The sequence below is a fragment of the Photobacterium sp. DNB23_23_1 genome, assembly GCF_052873815.1.
The window spans coordinates 1-20,068 of record NZ_JBNNXT010000017.1 but is presented as its reverse complement, the minus strand read 5'-3'; the positions used below and the strand labels follow the sequence as shown (position 1 = coordinate 20,068).

The 20,068-nt window shown below is 45.8% G+C and carries 13 protein-coding genes and 1 pseudogene; 5 read left to right on the top strand and 9 right to left on the bottom strand.

Annotation, left to right across the window (positions count from 1 at the left end):
• Positions 1-35: 35 nt before the first annotated feature.
• Positions 36-485, top strand: a complete 450-nt coding sequence (locus tag ACVA53_RS12490; protein ID WP_255043232.1) for an exoribonuclease R — start codon at positions 36-38, stop codon at positions 483-485.
• A 69-nt stretch (positions 486-554) separates the two neighbouring features.
• Here ACVA53_RS12490 and ACVA53_RS12485 read toward each other — a convergent pair whose 3' ends face one another.
• Positions 555-2,261 (bottom strand): phospho-sugar mutase, encoded by a 1,707-nt coding sequence (locus ACVA53_RS12485; RefSeq protein ID WP_446505283.1) that lies wholly within the window; start codon positions 2,259-2,261, stop codon positions 555-557.
• A gap of 203 nt (positions 2,262-2,464) precedes the next feature.
• Complete coding sequence (locus ACVA53_RS12480; protein WP_255043234.1) at positions 2,465-4,357, bottom strand: DEAD/DEAH box helicase; 1,893 nt, start codon at positions 4,355-4,357, stop codon at positions 2,465-2,467.
• 377 nt (positions 4,358-4,734) lie between these two features.
• On the opposite strand from ACVA53_RS12480, the gene ACVA53_RS12475 reads away from it, so the two are divergent.
• Together ACVA53_RS12475 and ACVA53_RS12470 are read left to right on the top strand one after the other, a co-directional pair.
• The gene (locus ACVA53_RS12475) at positions 4,735-6,735 is read left to right on the top strand and encodes an exoribonuclease II (RefSeq protein WP_255043235.1); all 2,001 of its coding nucleotides are present in this window, start codon (positions 4,735-4,737) and stop codon (positions 6,733-6,735) included.
• A 158-nt stretch (positions 6,736-6,893) separates the two neighbouring features.
• Positions 6,894-7,448 (top strand): DUF1415 domain-containing protein, encoded by a 555-nt coding sequence (locus ACVA53_RS12470; protein ID WP_255043236.1) that lies wholly within the window; start codon positions 6,894-6,896, stop codon positions 7,446-7,448.
• A 525-nt stretch (positions 7,449-7,973) separates the two neighbouring features.
• Here ACVA53_RS12470 and ACVA53_RS12465 read toward each other — a convergent pair.
• From ACVA53_RS12465 to malE (ACVA53_RS12450), 4 genes are all read right to left on the bottom strand, one after another.
• Positions 7,974-8,177, bottom strand: a complete 204-nt coding sequence (locus ACVA53_RS12465; RefSeq protein ID WP_255043237.1) for a hypothetical protein — start codon at positions 8,175-8,177, stop codon at positions 7,974-7,976.
• Between the two features lie 240 nt (positions 8,178-8,417).
• Positions 8,418-9,308: a maltose ABC transporter permease MalG gene (gene malG / locus ACVA53_RS12460; RefSeq protein ID WP_107349021.1), complete on the bottom strand. Its 891-nt coding sequence runs from the start codon at positions 9,306-9,308 to the stop codon at positions 8,418-8,420.
• 11 nt (positions 9,309-9,319) lie between these two features.
• Entirely contained in the window at positions 9,320-10,903 is a 1,584-nt protein-coding gene (gene malF, locus ACVA53_RS12455) for a maltose ABC transporter permease MalF (RefSeq protein WP_446505282.1), read from the bottom strand.
• 65 nt (positions 10,904-10,968) lie between these two features.
• On the bottom strand, positions 10,969-12,150 hold the full coding sequence (gene malE / locus ACVA53_RS12450) for a maltose/maltodextrin ABC transporter substrate-binding protein MalE (protein WP_255043239.1): 1,182 nt from the start codon (positions 12,148-12,150) through the stop codon (positions 10,969-10,971).
• Between the two features lie 608 nt (positions 12,151-12,758).
• Here malE (ACVA53_RS12450) and malK point away from each other — a divergent pair.
• Positions 12,759-13,868, top strand: coding sequence for a maltose/maltodextrin ABC transporter ATP-binding protein MalK (gene malK, locus ACVA53_RS12445; RefSeq protein ID WP_255043240.1), 1,110 nt, complete (start codon positions 12,759-12,761; stop codon positions 13,866-13,868).
• Between the two features lie 331 nt (positions 13,869-14,199).
• A complete protein-coding gene (locus tag ACVA53_RS12440; protein WP_255043241.1) occupies positions 14,200-14,382 on the top strand; it encodes a hypothetical protein in 183 nt (60 codons plus the stop codon).
• Positions 14,383-14,547: 165 nt separating this feature from the next.
• On the opposite strand, the gene ACVA53_RS12435 is transcribed toward ACVA53_RS12440, so the two are convergent.
• From ACVA53_RS12435 to ACVA53_RS12425, 3 genes and pseudogenes are all read right to left on the bottom strand, one after another.
• Positions 14,548-17,367 carry an amylo-alpha-1,6-glucosidase gene (locus ACVA53_RS12435; protein ID WP_446505281.1) on the bottom strand — a complete coding sequence of 940 codons (2,820 nt, stop codon included), beginning with the start codon at positions 17,365-17,367 and terminating at the stop codon, positions 14,548-14,550.
• A gap of 104 nt (positions 17,368-17,471) precedes the next feature.
• A complete protein-coding gene (malE, locus tag ACVA53_RS12430) occupies positions 17,472-18,653 on the bottom strand; it encodes a maltose/maltodextrin ABC transporter substrate-binding protein MalE (protein ID WP_446505280.1) in 1,182 nt (393 codons plus the stop codon).
• Positions 18,654-19,079: 426 nt separating this feature from the next.
• Positions 19,080-19,991 (bottom strand): annotated as a pseudogene (locus ACVA53_RS12425) (IS3 family transposase); the annotation flags it as partial.
• Positions 19,992-20,068 lie beyond the last annotated feature (77 nt).

The window sequence follows — 20,068 nt, the reverse complement described above, 5'->3', positions numbered from 1 at the left end:
ACGCGGCCCACAACTGATAGCCAAGCAGAGATGAAATGGAACGCGATTACAAACTAGAGTGCCTAATGACAATGCCACGCCATGAACTGGAAGAATTCAGCTTGCGTGTGATTGGCCGCATGGTTCCTGAAGATACGATGCAAGAAATCTTTACCTTTGAACAGGAAGAGATCGACAGCGAAGATCGCATGAAATCAGCCCAGTTTGATGCAATGCTGCGTATGACTGCTATTGCTCTTGGTGAAGTCAGTACTGCTTTCGAAGAATCAGACAATGCCAAGCAAAATACGGAACGTATGACTCGCCTTGTTCTTTGGCACTTCTATGCCATGTCCTTCAACTTGGAAGAAGCAGTCACTCTTGAGCAACACTGTGAAGAAGTGGAAAAAATATTAGTTAGCGCGCCAAAAGACGCATTTGGCTGGATTAAAGCGCTGACGGACTTGCTTCATACTTACGCTGAACTTAACGAAAAGCGTAACTGATAACCGGTATATACCTAACCATAATATCTTCACCAGCCAGAGCCGCTCGCTCTGGCTGGCGTATCGAGGCTACCCTAATGATGCCTGATGCTTGCTGATCAAGTCGTCCATCGCCTCTACAGCGCGCTGCTGAACATGATTAAAGCAATCTTCATGGCTCATTGCCTCAACCACCTCGTAATAACACTTGAGCTTTGGCTCTGTCCCTGATGGCCTAACCACGACACGAGAGCCATCATCTAGGTGATAAATCAGCACATCACTCGGCGGTAAATCTATCGGCTCTACCAATCCGTCGGCATGAATACGCTGGGATACTTTCAGGTCATCGGTAATGGCAACACCTCGTCCTGCAATCTGCGTCGGCGGCGTTGCGCGGAGTGTATCACCGATCGGTGGGGTTCCCGGCTGTAAAGCAATACTGCGCTGAGCATTGATATATAAGCCGTGCTCACGATAAATAGACTCAAGCTGATCCCACACCGTTTTCCCTTTCACGGCGAGTTCCGCAGCTAGCTGTGCGAACGCAACGAGCGCAGACAAACCGTCTTTATCCCATACGACATTACCCACGGTGTAACCGAGTGCTTCCTCATAAGCAAATAAGAACTGGCTATCTTCAGTCTGTTTCTCCATTGCAACATTCGTCAGCCACTTAAACCCGGTCAACGTCTGAAAGAAGGAGGCATCTACCGACTCAGCAATTTTCTCCAGTAACGTCGAAGAAACTATCGTCGTGCCCACCAAGTTTTGCGTCGGCCCAGCATGGGTCAACAAGTAGTGACCTAACAACACACCGACCTGATCGCCAGACAGCATTTGATAAGTGCCTTCTTCGGTTCGCACAGCGACGGCAAACCGATCCGCATCGGGATCGTTAGCACAGGCCAGCATGGCCTGGTGTTTATCGGCTTCGGCGATGACCAAATCCATCGCCCCCGGCTCTTCGGGATTAGGAAAATTAACCGTCGGGAATTGACCATCCGGCTCTCGCTGAGCAGCGACACTGTATACCTGATTAAACCCAGCATCTGCAAGAAGCGACTCGGCCAACTCGGCCCCAACACCATGCATTGCGGTATAGGCCAAACTCATCGTTTCAGGCTCGTTATGGTTTGAAAGCAAGGCGCTATTATTGAGTGCTTTTCGATATTCGGTGTAGAAATCACCATTTAACCACACTAGCAAGCCTTCTCGTTCAGCATCATCAATTGAGTGTTCAGGCAGAGGTTCAGTGGCCGCAATATCTATCTGCTGGGCGATACCTGAATCATGTGGAGGGATTATTTGTGCGCCATTGCCCCAGTACACCTTGAACCCATTGTACGCTGGCGGGTTATGGCTAGCAGTGACAACCACGCCTGCAACAGCTTCAAGATGGCGTACACCAAAAGCAACAACAGGGGTAGGAGCCACTTTTTCGGTCAGATAAACCCGGATCCCCAAAGAGGTGAGCATTGATGCTGCATCATGAGCAAACTGACGAGAATCAAGCCGACCATCATAACCAATCACCACTCCCTTTGACGCTGACTGGGCATTTTTCTGAAGCAGATATTTTCCCAGCCCCAAAGACGTTTCTTGAATGACCAACCGATTCATCCGGTTTGGCCCAGCCCCCACAATACCGCGTAACCCCGCAGTACCAAATGCCAAACGAGCAGAAAACCTCTCCGCCAGTTCTGACTGGCGATTGGCTTCTACTAACTGTTGAAGCTCTTCTCGTGTAATAGGATCGGGATCCCGTGCTAACCATGTTGAGACTTCTGGTGACATGTCGACATTCCCAATAAATTGCCATTTGGAATAGTATAGAGCGTGCGCCACAAGGGACAATTATATCTGTCTCAAAAAGCAGACTTAACAATATGAAAAATAAGTCATTAGAAGATGCAGGGATTTATCGCAAGCATAAAAAAATCCAGCCGGTGAGGGCTGGATTTATAATTCATCACACTAGATTGTTAAATCTGAGCTGATTAATCTTCGAAGCGAGGCTTACGGTCACGCTGAGGAGCACCATGGTTACGCTCACCACGGTAGCTACCACGGTTATCACCACCACGGTTGCGGTCGAAACGACGCTCGCCTTCACGACGTGGACGACCGCCTTCGCGGTTACCGTCACGGTTACCACGGTAGCCGCCACGGTTACCATCACGGTTGCCGTCACGACGGTGCTCACGTAGTACGTCATCAGCTACAACAACAGCTTTAACTTCGTTCTGGCGAATGCGTAGTTTCTTAAGCTGAGAAGCGACTTCACTTGTCATCTTCTTAGGTAGTTGAACATACGTGTGACCAGGAGCTAGTTTAATCGCACCGATGAACTCTTTGCTTAGGCCTAGTTCGTTTGCGATAGCGCCAACGATATCTTTAACCTGAACACCTTGCTCACGGCCAACCTGAAGCTGGTAAGTATCCCAGTCAGCGTTGTTGTAAGTGCGGCGCTCACGACGTTCGCCACGCTCACCGCCACGTTCGCCACCACGGTCATCACGACGACGCTCACGACGTTGCTTCTCACGCTCGATAGCAGCGATCATTGGGTCTGGACCTTTGTAGAACAAAGGACGGTTACCCTGCTGACGCTTAAGTAGCATTGCAGCAAGTGTCGCAGCATCAACTTCGATGGTTTCTTGTAGTTTTTCTACAAGCTCAACGAATGCTTCTAGGCTAGATTCTTCTTTCTGAGCTTCTAGCTCCTGACCCAAACGGTTCAGGCGAGAAGCTGCAACAAGATCACGGTTTGGAAGTTGGATTTCTTCCATACGAGACTTAGTTACACGCTCGATTGTACGCAGCATGCGGATCTGGTTAGTACGAACCAACAAGATCGCTTTACCTGCACGTCCAGCACGGCCAGTACGACCAATACGGTGGATGTATGACTCAACATCGAATGGGATGTCGTAGTTAAACACGTGAGTAATACGCGGAACATCAAGACCACGAGCAACAACGTCAGTCGCAACTAGGATATCGATAACACCTTTTTTGATGTGATCAACAGTACGCTCACGCAGTGACTGAGGGATATCACCGTGAAGTGCTGCAGCTTTGAAACCACGAGCAGACAACCAATCAGCTAGACGCTCAGTATCCTGACGGGTACGAACGAATACGATTGATGCATCAGTCTCTTCTGTTTCAAGAAGACGCATCATTGCTTCGTCTTTCTCTACGCCTTTAACAACCCAGAACTGCTGCTCAACTTGAGAAACAGTACGGTTTTCACCAGCAACGTCAATACGCTCAGGGTTACGTAGGAAGCGGTCAACAATTTGCTTAACGATTGGAGGCATAGTTGCCGAGAACAATACGCGCTGAGCTGACACTGGTGCTTGTTCCATGATCCAAGTTACGTCATCAACAAAGCCCATTTTTAGCATTTCATCGGCTTCATCAAGTACAAACGTACTAACTTCATCAAGGTGCAGGCGATCACGAGAGATTAAATCTTTCACACGACCTGGAGTACCAACAACAATGTGAGCACCATTTTTCAGTGCACGCATTTGATCAACGATAGATGCACCACCGTAGATCTCTAGTACTTTAAGGCCCTTGATGTTTTGACCTAGAACTTTAATTTCAGCAGCAACCTGGATTGCTAGTTCACGAGTTGGAGCCATAACAATAGCCTGAGGCTTATGCTGACCAAGATCCAACTTGTTTAGTAGAGGCAAAGAGAATGCAGCTGTTTTACCTGTACCTGTTTGTGCTTTACCTAGTGCATCAGCACCAGTAAGTAGAAGAGGAATAGACGCCGCCTGGATAGGTGTCGGCGCAACGAAGCCCATTGAGTCTAGTGCGGATAATAGTGTGTCGGCCAGTTCTAACTGACGAAATTCTGTAACAGATTCTTGCATTGGGATCCCAATAAATGATCTAACGTAAAACGGGGCCCCTAATGCTAATAAACGGTTCTGCAACAGCAACCACAAGCTTGGGCCTCGACTATAGAGGCGCGCATTGTGCGCTAATACAAGATAAAAAGCCAGAAAAAATTGAGCACTGTCACAAATTAACCTTCAAGTACCTACAATTCATACAATAAGTGCAACAGAGCATCTTTTTTAGTGAAAAACTCACTACTGATTTCATTTAAAACATGCTTCAATTAGCCCCTCCTTTTATATGCCCTCTTCTATAAACCTGATAATCAGGTAACAGGACTGGGCCGAAGCTTGGTTTTATGGGCTGAAAACTTTATAGTGTGCATGTTAACAACCTGAGATCGGGCATCATGTTTCAAGATAATCCTTTACTAGCACAGCTTAAAAAACAAATTCAGGAAACGCTTCCTAAAAAAGAAGGCAACATCAAAGCAACTGACCGTGGCTTTGGCTTTCTTGAAGTCGACAACAAGGAAAGCTACTTCATTCCACCTAACTATATGAAAAACGTTATGCACGGTGACCGTGTTATGGCCGTTATTCGTACGGAAAAGGAACGTGAGGTTGCCGAGCCACAGGAACTGATTGAACAATTCGTTACTCGCTTTATTGGACGAGTGAAGCTTATTCGTGATCGCTTGCATGTTGTTCCCGATCACCCGCAGCTGAAAGATGCCGTTAAAGCTCGCCCTGTCAAAGGCCTTAACCCAGAATTACTCAAAGAGGGTGACTGGGTTGTTGCCAACATGACACGTCACCCGCTGGTTGGTGACAACAAAACTTTCTTCTGTGAAATTAAACAAAAGATCACCGACAGTAACGACAAGATCGCGCCATGGTGGGTAACACTGGCTCGTCATGACCTACCAAAAGCTGAACCTGCACCGCAGGATAGTTGGTCGATGCTTGAAGAAGGTCTAGAACGCGAAGATCTGACCGACCTTCCTTTCATTACTATCGACGGTGAATCGACCAAAGATATGGACGATGCTATTTACACCGTTGCTAAAGGTGATGGCAGTTTTGAAATCACCATTGCCATTGCTGATCCAACGTCTTATATCGCAGTCGGTGAAAAAATGGATAAGGAAGCACGTGAGCGTGGTTTCACCATCTATTTACCGGGTCGTAATATCCCAATGCTACCTCGTGAGTTAAGTGATGAACTCTGCTCTTTACTAGAAGAAGAAAAGCGTCCAACAATTTGTTGCCGTGTCAGCATTGATAAAGACGGTGTTATCCAAGATGACATCCACTTCTTCGCCGCTTGGATAAAATCACAAGGCCGCTTGGCTTACGATCACGTCTCTGATCTGCTTGAGAATGGCAGCTGTGACCAGTGGACTCCAAACGAAACTATCCTAGAGCAAATTAAAGCGCTGCATGGTTTTGCTATTGCTCGCAGCGAATGGCGTGCGACCAATGCAGTTGTATTCCCAGATCGTCCAGACTACCGTTTCGAACTGAGTGAAGATAACGACGTTGTCGCGATTCACACCGATCCTCGCCGTACTGCCAATCGCATGATTGAAGAAGCGATGATCACTGCAAATATCTGTGCAGGTCGCGTGCTGAAAGAAAAATTTGATTTGGGTGTGTATAACTACCACAACGGTTTCAACCCAGAGAAACTGGATACGGCAATGGACTTCCTATCCAAAGCCGAGGCGCCGTTCGAAAAAGATCAACTACTGACTTTAGAAGGCTTCAGTGCACTTCGCCGGTGGCTAAATGATCAAGACAGTACTTACCTTGACAACCGCCTACGTAAGTTCCAAGCATACAGTGAAGTTGGCAATAAACCTGCCCCTCACTATGCCATGGGGTTAGATGTGTACGCGACGTGGACATCTCCAATCCGTAAATATGGCGATATGATCAACCACCGCCTACTTAAAGCGGTTATCTCAGGACAAGAACCAAGCCAAACACCAGATGACAGTGTGGGTGAAGAGATCGCGACTCACCGCCGCAACCATCGCATGGCTGAGCGCGATGTTGCCGATTGGTTGTATGTTCGTCTGCTTAAAGATGCTGTGAAGGAATCGACTGTATTTACCGCTGAGATCTTCGACATCAACCGTGCAGGCATGCGTGTTCGTCTACTGGAAAATGGCGCAGCCGCTTTCATCCCAGCCCCATTGATCATCGACAACAAAGCACGTATTGAGTGTAACGGTGAGCTGGGTATCGTGAGCATCGATAAGGAAAAAGAGTACCAACTTGGTGATCAGCTTGAAGTGACTATTGCCGAGGTACGCTCTGCGACTCGTCAACTCGTTGCAAAGCCTGTTAAACAGTTCCCGGCACCAGAAGCAGAAACAGCCCCGGCAGAGTCCGCAGAGGCTTAATCGACAACGACAATCAATCAAAGGGCCAGCACTTGCTGGCCTTTTTTGTATACTCAACATACCTTATACATAACTAGTCATACCAATCTGGATAAGTAATTGCTCAAGTATTTATGTAGGTTGGCATCATGCTCAATGGCCAAAATAAAAAGTCAGCTATGCAAAATTATAAATACGAAGAAGTACATCAACAGGTAAAACAATGGTTGGAAGACGTCGTCATCGGGCTCAACCTTTGCCCTTTTGCCGCTAAACCTAATCGTAATGAACAAATTCAGATTTTCATTTCTGAGGCGTCAAATGAAGAGGTGATACTTGAAGAAATCTATCAGCAACTTCAGAAACTGGATAGTACGCCTGTAGAAGAATTGGAAACCACCTTAGTCGTCACGCCAAACCTGTTCAGTGACTTTGCCGACTATAACCAATATCTCGATCTTATCGATGCTCTTGTATTCCAAATGGGATATCAAGGTATCTACCAAATCGCGAGCTTTCACCCTGATTACTGTTTCCACGGTACCGAACCGGATGATGCCGAGAACTTAACAAACCGATCTCCTTACCCAATTTTTCACCTTATCCGTGAAGGGAGTATGGAAAAGGTATTGAAGCACTACCCCGATCCAGAAGGTATCCCTGAACGTAATATTGAATGCGTAGAGAGCTTAACCGAAGAAGATGTAGCTCGGTTATTTCCATTTTTGAAGTAATATCAGACTCGCAGGGCTGTACAACAGCCTAGCTGGCTGGCTGGCTGGCTTTTTATCATTAATGAATACATAAAGATAAAAAAACCCGAACAAGTTGTCGGGTTTTGGTTACCAATAAACTTACTCTTCTTGCAAAGGTAAGCCAGCTATGCAGCAACGCCAATATAAATGTGGGACCTAGCTAACCCTAGCAGATCGGCGGCCAAACCATTGCTAGGCACTAAGCCCGGGAGTTGCTTGCCTAAGTGAAAACAAGCATCTTCTTATTATCTCTGAAGGTAATCATTTATACCCTACTCAAATGATTCTATCAGCCCACATTAAAATGTGAAACCATAAAGAAGGTATAAACACCTAAAATTCATCATTTATTCAAAAAAACCTTTTGCGTATTCTGAAAGTAATAAGTGACAAATTTGTAGGCTAGTAAACTGATAGGTAAGATAATTTACTTAATAAAAGTTCACTTTATAAAATGAAAGTGACCAGTATTTCTGATCACTTTAATCTCTAAAAAGTGGTCAATTACTTGTTTGACCCTTCCTTCATCTCTTTTTTCAATTTCGTACACTCATAGGCGGGAATAGCCGTTACACCCAGTATCTTCCCTTCATACATACATATGATTTGTGGTGTTGAGACAGTACTACCACCACTGTGACCAGAGGAAGAGTTGGCAAAAGTAAAGCTAGAGAAAGCAAGCATCATCAGAACAAACATTTTTTTCATTAGAAGCCTCCACGAGTTACGGTTTATTTACAACGAAAACCAACTCTAAAAGCGTAGCAGGTAATAACTGAAGTAAAAGCGGCGTGCTACTTCTAGCCCTAGATATAACGCCCCACGTTTTATTTATGAGAATCACTATTACGAAAGAAAGATAACTTCTTATGTCTTAATGACAAAAAAACCGGATGCCTTGGCATCCGGTTTCAATTTTTTCATGATATAGGGTTAACCGTTTATGTATTACCCTTTCACACCACCTGAAGTCAGGCCACCCACCAAGAATTTCTGGGCCAACAAGAATACTGTCGTGATTGGAATCGCTGACAATACTGCTGCGGCTGCAAAGTCACCCCATAGATAGTTCTGCGGGTACAGGTACTGCTGCATACCAACAGCTAATGTATAGTTGTTAACATCAGTCAATAGCAGTGACGCTACCGGCACTTCGGTTACCACACCGATGAACGATAGGATGAACACCACAGCAAGAATTGGCACGGAAAGTGGCAACAATACCAAGCGGAATGCCTGCCACGGTGTTGCGCCATCCAAGGCTGCAGCTTCTTCTAACGAGCCATCAATCGTTTCAAAATACCCTTTGATTGTCCATACATGCAGTGCAATACCACCAAGGTAAGAGAAAATCAGGCCACCGTGGGTATTAAGCCCCAAGAATGGAATATACTGGCCTAAACGGTCAAACAAGGCATAAAGAGCAACCAGAGCAAGTACTGCTGGGAACATTTGGAAAATCATCATCCCTTTCAAGATGGTGCTCTTGCCTTTGAAGCGCATACGGGCGAACGCATAAGCACTGGTTGTCGACAGAGCAACAATGATTACCGAGGTAATGCCTGCCACTTTCACCGTGTTCCACAGCCATAAAAGTACTGGGAATGGTGGTGGTGTTACGCTTCCGTCGCTGTTTGTCACCGAGAAGCCCAAGGCTAAACGCCAGTGATCAAGCGTTGGATTGCTTGGAATTAGCTCACCACCAGCAAAGTTACCTTCACGCAGCGAGATAGCAACAATCATCAATAAAGGGAAAATCGTTGCCGCTAGGAACAAGCACAATCCAATGTGTGTTGCCCATACCCGATATTTTAATGACTTAGGTTGAACCATTGGCATGACGTCTCTCCTTAGTTCTGCTCAAGCTTAGTGTTGGTAAATTTCAGGTTAAGTAGTGCCATACCACCTACCAAGATGAAGATAATTGTTGCTATCGCACCGGCTAGACCGAAGTCTTGACCACCGCCACCTTCGAATGCAATACGGTAGGTATAACTTACTAACAAGTCAGTGTAACCTGCTGGCTCTGAAGTACCGACCATGTTCGGGCCACCAGAGGTCAATAGCTGAATCATTACAAAGTTGTTGAAGTTAAACGCAAAGCTTGCAATTAGTAGCGGTGTCAGCGGTTTAATCAACATTGGCAATGTAATATTGAAGAAGTTCTGGATAGGGCCGGCACCATCAATGGCAGAAGCTTCATACAGATCTTCAGGAATCGACTTCAATAGACCCATACATAGAATCATCATGTAAGGGAAACCAAGCCAGGTGTTCACCAATACAACCATCACTCGGGCCATGACCGGATCAGAGAACCATGATGGCTTGATACCAAACATAGCTTCAAGCAACATGTTTATCTCACCAAAGCTCTGGTTGAATAACCCCTTGAAGATAAGAATCGAGATAAACGACGGTACGGCATAAGGAAGAATAAGCAGTACGCGGTAGATACCACTGCCTTTCAACGGCTCCCACTGTACGATAACAGCAAGGATCATCCCCAATGCAAGCGTCAGAGCAACAGCAAGGAAAGCAAAAACAACAGTCCAGACGAAGATGCCGAGGAATGGTTCTTTAATACCGTCATCCGTCAGCACTCGTTCGAAGTTAGCAGCACCAACGCCTACCACAAATCCTGGAGAAATAGGCTTTTCAACAAAATCACCATTTGCATCAACCGGTTGATAAAAACCAATTTCATAATTTGGCTTAAACAACTGGTTAGTTTGATTATTGAACAGTGACTCTCCGTCTTCCTGCAAAGTGAATAGTGCCGTTTCAGCAGCAAACTTTCGCAGACCACTCATGCGGATATGTTCACCGCTAGGCATCTCCAACTCGACCTTATTGAGGTTAGAGCGGTTTTGCACAATAGTACGGATGATTTCTTTCTCACCCTGCGCCGCACTGACCTCGCGCAGATGCATGAACTCTTCTGCAGGCGGATTAGCGATATCAAATACATCAGAGGCTAATAGGTCGCCATTGGCTTTAATAATAAGCTGATGACCGTTATCAACCTTATACAAGTCAAAACCGTAGCTATCACCTGACAAGAATGAACGCTGTTGAAGTACTGTCTGCGCTCGCTCTAGAGACAGCTGGTTGGAGGCACTGTAGTTAGTAAATGCCAATCCGACCGTGTAAATCAGCGGAAAGATAATGAAAACAATCATCCCGGCAATACCAGGATAGATATAGCGATGAGCGTAGGTTTTCTTACTACCAAAAATATAAAGAGCAAGAGCTGTGAGAACAACGGTAAGAAGTGCGAAGGGTATTTCACCCTGAGCATACATTAAGACAGTAGCATAACCGTTAACCGTACCGATCATGCCTAGTAGTGACCATTTCAGCCACTTACGATAATTTAATTTCGAACGTTCCTGAGGTGAATCGAGGAGTTCTGCACCTTGAACTGACTGCATCTCAGCTCCTTGCTAGCAAAATGACAAATAAAAATAGGGAGAGTTTCCCCTCCCCGTAAAAGGAATTACTTAAGAATGTGACCAGCGGCTGCATCAAGGGCATCATCAACACCCTGGCGACCGTCAACAACGTTCTGGATAGCGTTACCTTGTGCGTACCAGAAAGCAGTCATTTGTGGAACGTTTGGCATGATTTCACCGTTCATTGCGTTGTCCATTGTCGCAGCAATACGGGCATCTTTATCAAGCTTCTGCTGGAAAGATTTCAGGGCAACAGCACCTAGTGGCTTGTCAGCATCTACTTTAGCCAGACCTTCGTTAGTCAGTAAGTAGTTTTCGATGAACTCAACAGCTAGATCTTTGTTAGGAGAAACGGCGCTGATACCCGCAGTAAGAACACCAACAAAAGGTTTAGACGGGTTACCGTTTAGCTTAGGAAGTAGAGTGACACCGTAGTCGATACCAGACTTCTCAATGTTGCCCCAAGACCACGGGCCATTGATTGTCATCGCAACAGTACCTTTGTTAAATTCAGCTTCAGAGATGCTGTAGTCCATATCTGGAGAGATAACTTTCTTATCAACCAGAGACTTGATGAAGTTCATACCGTATTTCGCACCTGCGTTATTTACGCCTACGTCTTTCACGTCGTAACCGTTCGCAGTAAATTTGAAGGCATAACCACCATCAGCAGTTAGGATTGGCCATGTGAAGAATGGTTCTTTTAGGTTCCACATGATCGCTTTCTTGCCATCTTTCTGAAGCGTCTTGTCTAGTGCTTCGATGTCTTCCCAGTTTTTAGGTGGATTTGGAACAAGATCCTTGTTGTAAATTAGAGAAAGAGCTTCTACAGCAACAGGATAGCCTACATATTTACCATCGTAGGATACGGCATCCCAAGTAAAGTCGATGATTTTATCTTTCATCTCTTGAGATGGATTAATCTCTGCCAGTAGGCCAGCTTTCGCGTAGCCACCGAAGCGGTCGTGAGCCCAGAAAACAATATCCGGACCATCACCAGCAGCAGCAACTTGTGGGAAACGCTCTGCAAGGTTATCAGGGAAAGCGACAGTGACTTTAACACCAGTGTCTTCTTCGAACTGTTTACCTACTTCTGCCAAGCCGTTGTAACCTTTGTCACCATTAATCCAAATGGTAAGTTGACCTTCTTCAATCGCTGCATGTGCAGAGACTGAGCTAAGAGCAGCAAGGGTACATAATGCGACTGTGCTGAGGACTTTCTTCATTATTAACATCCTTCATGATTGTTATTGGCTGTATCGCAAAAAGTATTCCGCGATACAAATTTCAGTCTGTATCTTCCAACAGTATCAAGCACTCGGCATCATCCTGTGTCCTACGCCCCCACCCCCTAAGTGTGAAAAGCGTGATCTCCGTCGTTTCGCTTAGTGATGCAGATCTAATAACGACAGATGATTGTGATACAGCGCACATACTACTGGGAATAAAACAGTCCTTCAGCCCTTACAATGACAAAGTGTGATCCAAACACTCCTCCCCCCTTCATCCCCCTTTTTATTTATCTAAAAGGAGGATGTTTCTGTGCCCATCCTCAGCAAGAATACAACCATACCCACTGGGTAGTTGAAGACACTGTTCTTTTTTCTTAGGTAATGCACTTTTGCACTAACCACTCTTTTTAAAGACGACAGCACCATTTTATTTCTTGGGGAAGTAGATAATTTGGATTTGGTCAGGGTAGACGTCTATTCCCTTAATGAATGACGCTCTACCCAGTTTTTCTTCAATTACACTGAAAAATTCTTTACCCGCAAGGTCACGCGCGAATAAGATGAGGCCTTGCTGGCAACAACAACTTAGAGGAATAGGCTCGATGACGAGTGTTACTTTACGAAATGTATGTAAAGCATATGGAGATAACCTGATATCGAAGAACGTTGATCTTGATATTGCTGAGGGTGAGTTCGTTGTCTTCGTTGGTCCATCAGGCTGTGGTAAGTCAACACTTCTACGTTGTATCGCTGGCCTAGAAGACATCACTTCCGGTGATTTGTACATTGGCGAAGAGCGCATGAATGACGTACCACCGTCAGAACGTGGGGTGGGCATGGTATTCCAATCATATGCACTTTACCCTCACCTTAACCTGTTCGACAACATGTCTTTCGGCATGAAGCTGGCTAAAGCCGACAAGGACGAAACTAAACGCCGTGTTGACCACGCAGCAGACATCCTTCAGCTTGGCCATCTTCTTGAGCGTAAACCAAAGGCCCTTTCTGGTGGCCAGCGTCAGCGTGTTGCAATCGGTCGAACTTTGGTTTCCCAACCAAATGTGTTCCTACTGGATGAACCCCTTTCTAACCTTGATGCCGCGTTACGTGTGCAAATGCGTATCGAAATTGCCAAACTGCACAAGCAGTTGGGTTGCACCATGATCTACGTTACGCACGATCAGGTTGAAGCGATGACCATGGCACAAAAGATCGTGGTTCTTGATGGCGGCTATGTTTCTCAGGTCGGTAAACCACTGGAACTTTACCATTACCCGAAAAACCGCTTTGTTGCAGGCTTCATCGGGTCACCAAAAATGAACTTCATGAGCGTATTCATTGAGCAGGTTGAAGCAGAGCGTGTCATGGTTCAAATGGCTGACGGCAATGCATTCTGGATCCCAGTTGATGGAACAACAGTGACCAAAGGCGACCGTATGTCACTGGGTGTTCGCCCTGAACATTTGGTACCCGCTGGCGAAGGCGATGCAACAATTGAAGGTAAAGTACAAGTGGTTGAAAAACTTGGTTATGAGACCCAAGCTTACCTACACCTTGAGCATATGGATGCCGATTTCATCTACCGCCGTCCTGATACAATCAACGTAGATGCTGGCGATTTGTTCAAATTAGATATTCCTGCTCATCGCTGTCACCTATTCCACAGTGATGGCAACGCTTGCCAACGCCTACACAAAGAACCTTGCGAATAAAAACCAGCTCTCCTTTCTAACTAAAGCGCTGTTGATTAAACCCAACGGCGCTATACCATGACTGAACCGTTGAGTTTTCAGCTCTTATTCGTCGTCGCTTTAAACACCTAAAATGCCATTTCGATAACTATGCCGATGGGATCCACCGTGATACCGCCGGGGCCAATCGTTTCATCTCAATGACAGAAAAATTGTACATTCATTGATCCAAAAGCCTTCCAATTCAGTAAAGGGTGGAATAGGAGTGAATCCGCTCCTACACTAAAACTGAAACCGCAAGTTGGTTATATCGCTAATCTACGGGTATGACTTTGGTATGGAGGATCATGACATGAGCAGCCATGATAGAATCGAAGATATCGAACAACGCATCCATTTAGCTTATCAAGAGGGCAATTACCAAGAAGCAAAAGCACTTGAGGCCAAGATGCAAAAGCTGAGAGGGCAACGAAACCTATACGATGACAATGAACCCTACTCCCTTGAAGGGCGTACCTATATGGAATTCGACTGAAAATCGTGCTGCTCCTTTAGCTAGTTAACCGACGACCAAACAAAAGCGCTGCAATCGCAGCGCTTTTGATTTTTGATTCTAAACCGGATGGTTAATACCAGTCTGAATAAATAGTTGATCAAGTATTTATGTAGGTTGGTATTAATATTCTGTTGTTGGATACTGTCAGTCTGCGGCTAGGGCAAGATCAGCACGTTCGACTTGTTGCTGCAATACATGCTGGCCTTGCAGTACAGGAAATGCCAAAGAATGATTCGGTTCGGCAAAACTAAGATCTCCCATGACTGGCACAAAACTTGGCTGAACAAGTACAAGATCACGACACTGACCATTCACGGTAACTGATGTGTTTGCAGGATCAAACTTGACCTCAGCGGGTAATTCATCGGCATTAATCAAGAGTTGATACTTCGCTTTGTCCTTTGCCATCAAATGCAGCTCAAGCTGAACAGAATTATGACTCTTGTACTGCAACTCAAAACATTGCAGCCCTTGTTCATTATGTTGGTAACTCACTAACAGCGCATTAGATTCACCAAAACGTAGCTCGGCATCAAACTGCTGCCATGCAGAGGGTAAACAAGGTGCCAACACAATCTTACCTGATAACATTTCAGGCTTAAAACCGATGTAGTCCTGATAACCATTACGTGTAAACTCTGACACCGACCATGCTTGGGCATAGGTTCCTGTCGGTGTAAGTCCACCTTGTTCATTCAAAAATGCATCAAGGTTTTCACTCATTGCCCCGCGATGACCTAAATACAAAATCTGATCGGACAGATTTTGGGTCAGCTTGTAAGCAAAATCAGCGTAGCCATACTCAATCAAGCTTGAAACAGTAAAACCAGCATTCCACCCCCAAATGGTACCGTTATGATAGGCGGCATCTTTGTGGTACTCGTTACGATTAGCATGGTATGGATGGAAAATAGGATCATGCTGCGACAGTGACATGATCCCCCATGGGAGCAGCAACTCACTGACGGCATTCTTCACGACCTTGGCACCAATGGCTTTTTCCAGCAAGCCATTATCAAACGGTACCGTTACTGTCATCAACTGGTTAGATCGAACCTGCAAATCACGCTGATCATCAGTCAAAAGGCGATCCGCCAATTTTTGCTGCTCATGATCCCAAAACAGATTTTGGAAGCTCACCCTTACCTGCTCGGCCATTTTTTGATAATGCTCACTCCCCTGCACATCATCGGTTAACTTCGCCAACTCGACAGCGACCAATAAACTGGTATACCACAGAGCCTGAATGTCATTGGCACGGGTACCACGGGCAGACCAAGGCAGCTTACCTTCCAGTTTGGCATCCATCCAGGTATCAGGGTCACGGTGAGTCATCAAGCCATGTTCATCAAGGTAGTGCTTCTCTATACCCGCAATATAGGTTTGAACCACTGGGTAAATAGCCGCAGCATAGTCTTTGTCACCGCTATAACGCAGATAATCCCAGATTTCCCGTACCATCCACGGCGTACCATCGGTGGTGTTATAAATGATATTGGTTAAGCTGGTAACCCTGTTAGGGATGCGGCCAAAATTAACACTGCTTTCATCACTCAATTGCATCGAGGCGAAGTTATCAATAATGGTCTTGGCATCTTCAAAGTCGCCATTGACCAAGGTGATCCCCGGTACAGCAATAAAGGAGTCACGCCCCCAGCAGTCTTTGAACCATGGTAAGCCAGCCCAAATCCCCTTACCAAATTCCGTTGAAACGAATACTTTCCCGGACGCTTTCGCCCACATCAAAGCCCGGTTGTATTCCCTATCTGATGTCCAAACATAAGAATGGGTCAGCATGTCATACACCTGCTGCAGGTGAATGCTCACCCCATCATTGTCAACCAGCACTTTCGCTTGTGAGATTGCCTCTGCTTCACTTTCGGCAAAGGCCATATATATCGTCATCTCGGTTTGTGGCTCGGTAGAGGTCAATAATGGTTTAACATGGTGACCACTCAGGTGAAGCTTGTCTTTCAGATCTGGCGTTTCGTCAAATGTGGTTTCTTTAAAACCGAACGCCCGATTAGCGCAAAGGGCGATAAACGATGGCGTACCCGGTTGGCGCAATTCATTCGCAAGCGAGTACACCACCCCACCCTCGAATGCCGTCACTGACGAGCTATCTATAGCAAGGTTTAGCTGAGGGGCTATAGCCAACGTCGCAGGCTTATCGGCACGTACCCTGACTGCTGCACTGCGCTGACGGCTTTGCTGCCCCGAAAATAACATAAAGGTTTCTTCAATGTTGTCATCAGACCCATTGCTAAAGGCATGAGTAACACCGTACGGATAGATACGCGCTTCTGGTGCTGAGGTTTTATCATTGAGTACACCATCGACAAATGACGCCATCGCTCCAAGGTACCAGCCTTGCTTATGGCGATACTTACCGGACGCCACATAGCCATGGGTGACACCATCAAAATAACCATCAATATTATCGCCGAATACAAAGGGAGCGCTTTGCTCAACACTGATCGCCAATGCCTCAAACAGTGGCTCTGGCTCTAGAACAGTTCTTCCCTTACCGACAACTTGCCCCTGATCCGCAACCACTGAAAACGAGGCATTGAACAATTCACGGTTCGGCTCGCTATCAAGGTTTTCACCACCAGCTTCAATCACTATCTCCACGCTTTCATCTGAAGCATATACAGAAAGAGTATACAGCCCCGTCTCAGGTGCCATAAAAGTAAGGTCGTTGCCGATCCCTTTTGCTGGGATCAGTGGCAGAAGCTGCTTTAACTCACAAGCAACAGCTTTGTACTTATCGGCGGCAAAACTGAACGCTTCACTGCCTTGCTGATCGGAAATTTTGAAATGATGAAGATCTGCCGAAAAACAAACAATCGCTTGATAACAACCGTTACCCATATACATCATTGGCGTGTCATCACCCCACCCGTTAAAAGTTCCTTTGACATATAACGGTTCGTGAAAAGGTGCTTGATCAATTGTGTTCACGTGTAATCCTTGGGTCGTCGTTCATTACAAAAATGCACAGACTCTCCCAAAAGAGCTGCGCATAATATTATGTTTACTGTTTATCCAGACATGCCTGGTTCGAATCAACGGATCTGAGAAGCTGCTGTATCTAGTGCTTCTTGAACCGTTTGGCGACCTTGAAGCGCATTCTCGATAGCAGCCCCTTCAGCGAACCAGTAAGCGGTCATTTCAGGGATGTTCGGCATGATTTCGCCGTTTTCCGCATTGGTCATGGTCGCGGCAATACGGCTGTCTTTAGACAATTCTTGCTGAAAAGATTTCAACGTCACAGCACCCAACGGCTTGTCATCGTTAACCTTCGCTAGGCCTTCATCTGTGATTAGGTAGTTTTCTAGGAACTCAACCGCTAAATCAGTGTTAGGACTTGCCGCGTTGATACCCGCACTTAATACACCAACGAATGGGTTTGATTTACCGCCATCCAAGGTTGGGAATACCGCAACACCGTAGTTAATATTAGATTTATCAAGGTTAGTCCAAGACCAAGGACCATTGATGGTCATCGCCACATTGCCTTTATTGAATTCAGACTCGGAAACGGCGTAATCCATATCCGCTGATACAACCCCTTTATTAGATAAACTAACCAAGAAACTCAGACCAGCCACACCGGCTTCGTTGTTAACACCAATTTGCTTGCCATCAAAGCCAGTTTCAGTTTTCTTAAACGCATAGCCTCCATTCGCTGAAATCATAGGCCAAGTGAAGTACGCATTCTTCACATCCCACATAATGGCTTTCTTGCCTTTGGCCGACATTTGTTTTTCGATCTCGTACAGCTCTTCCCACGTTGTTGGTGGCTCAGGTAATAAATCTTTGTTGTAAATCAGCGAGGGGGATTCCAATGCGATCGGATAACCAACAAGTTGACCATCATAAGTTACGGCATCCCAGCTAAAGTCGACGAGCTTATTTTTAAATTCTTCTGACGGCGTAACTTTAGTGAGAAGGCCAGATTTCGCATAACCGCCAAAACGGTCATGAGCCCAAAAAATAATATCAGGACCGCCACCTGTTGCCGCAACTTGCTGAAATCTAGCTTCCAGTGAATCAGGGTATTGAACATTAACTTTTACCCCAGTGTCTTCTTCAAATTGACGACCGACTTCAGCTAAGCCTTCATAACCTTTGTCGCCATTAATCCAAATAAGAATTTCACCTTCCTGCATCGCAGAGGCAGCCATAGGAAAAGCAAGAGCAGCAGTCAAAGAGCACAGAGCGAAGGATTTCATCACACGTTTCATAGATATTTCCAAGTTATTTTTATTCGACCCGAGCATTTTCCTCCTCCGACTCAAGATGAGCATCCCCCCCCAGCCTACGCCCCCCTTATGTTGACTCAACTCTGTGAAATTGAACACATTTTGTAGATATAGAAACTTAGCGGCATTATGCGACTTTACTATCAAATACGGTCTTACTCCGCCCTTCAAAAAACTCATAATGCAGGGCACGTATGGCTTGCTGATATTCGTTGTCACTTACCACAAACTGTACATCTACATTACGCATAGAAGAGTGCATCGCGATCGGCGTTACCCCAAATCACGCCCTGAGCCAATGCCACTTTCACGTAAGCCTGCCGCAGCATTAGGATGTATGGCCTCCATCCCTAAGTTTGCCAACTGAACAACCACATCATAGTTAGTCATTTAACAAGGGTGTAGTGGTCAACTTAAATTGGCCACGGCTTTATAGTTATTCCAGTAACGCCTTTCAGACTCATTCGGTGTCAGCCCTCCATTATAGTGATGCGGCCTAAGCTGACTGTAATAACCGATTATGTATCGAATGATTTCTTGTCGAGCTTCAACAAAACTCCGATAACCCGTTACTGGAACCCATTCTGTTTTTAAGCTTCTGAAGAACCGTTCCATTGGGCTGTTGTCCCAGCAGTTTCCTCGCCTGGATAGACTCTGTTTTATCTGATAGCGCCATAGCAACTGACGAAAATGACGACTCGTATAATGACTGCCTTGATCGCTGTGGAACATAACACCTTTAGGGTTCCCTCGTGACTCATAGGCTATTGAAAGTGCTTTTCCTGTGAGCTTGCTGTCTGGCGATAAAGACATCGCCCAGCCGATTGGTTTGCGGGCAAATAGGTCTATAACGACAGCTAAATACATCCAGCGCTTTCCCGTCCATATGTAAGTCACATCACCAACCCAAGTCTCATTAGGAGCTGTAACAGCAAATTGTCGAGCCAGGTGGTTAGGGACTTCGACGTGTTCCTTCGACGCTTTCCGGTATTTATGCTTGGGCGATTGACAGCTAACCAATCCCATTGCTTTCATCAGTTTGGACGCTCGATAGCGAGACAATTTAACGCCTTGGGTAGATACCATATCAGCAATACTTCGCGCGCCCGCAGAACCGTTACTGGCAGCATGTACTTCTTTGATTAAACTGCGTAATTGAACTAGCTCAGGCGTAATGACCTTTGGCCTTTTACGCCAGTATTTGTAACTACTTCGATGAACGCTGAACACCTCACACAGTGTTTTTACACTGTAGCTCTGCCTGAGTTTCTCGATTATCGAGAATTGTTCAGTGAGTCCGACATCAACAGAGCTGTAGCTTAATGGGATGGTCTGCTCCTCCCTCAGCTACCTATACTCAGCTGAAGAGAAAACCAAGGAGGCTCCCATGTCTAGTT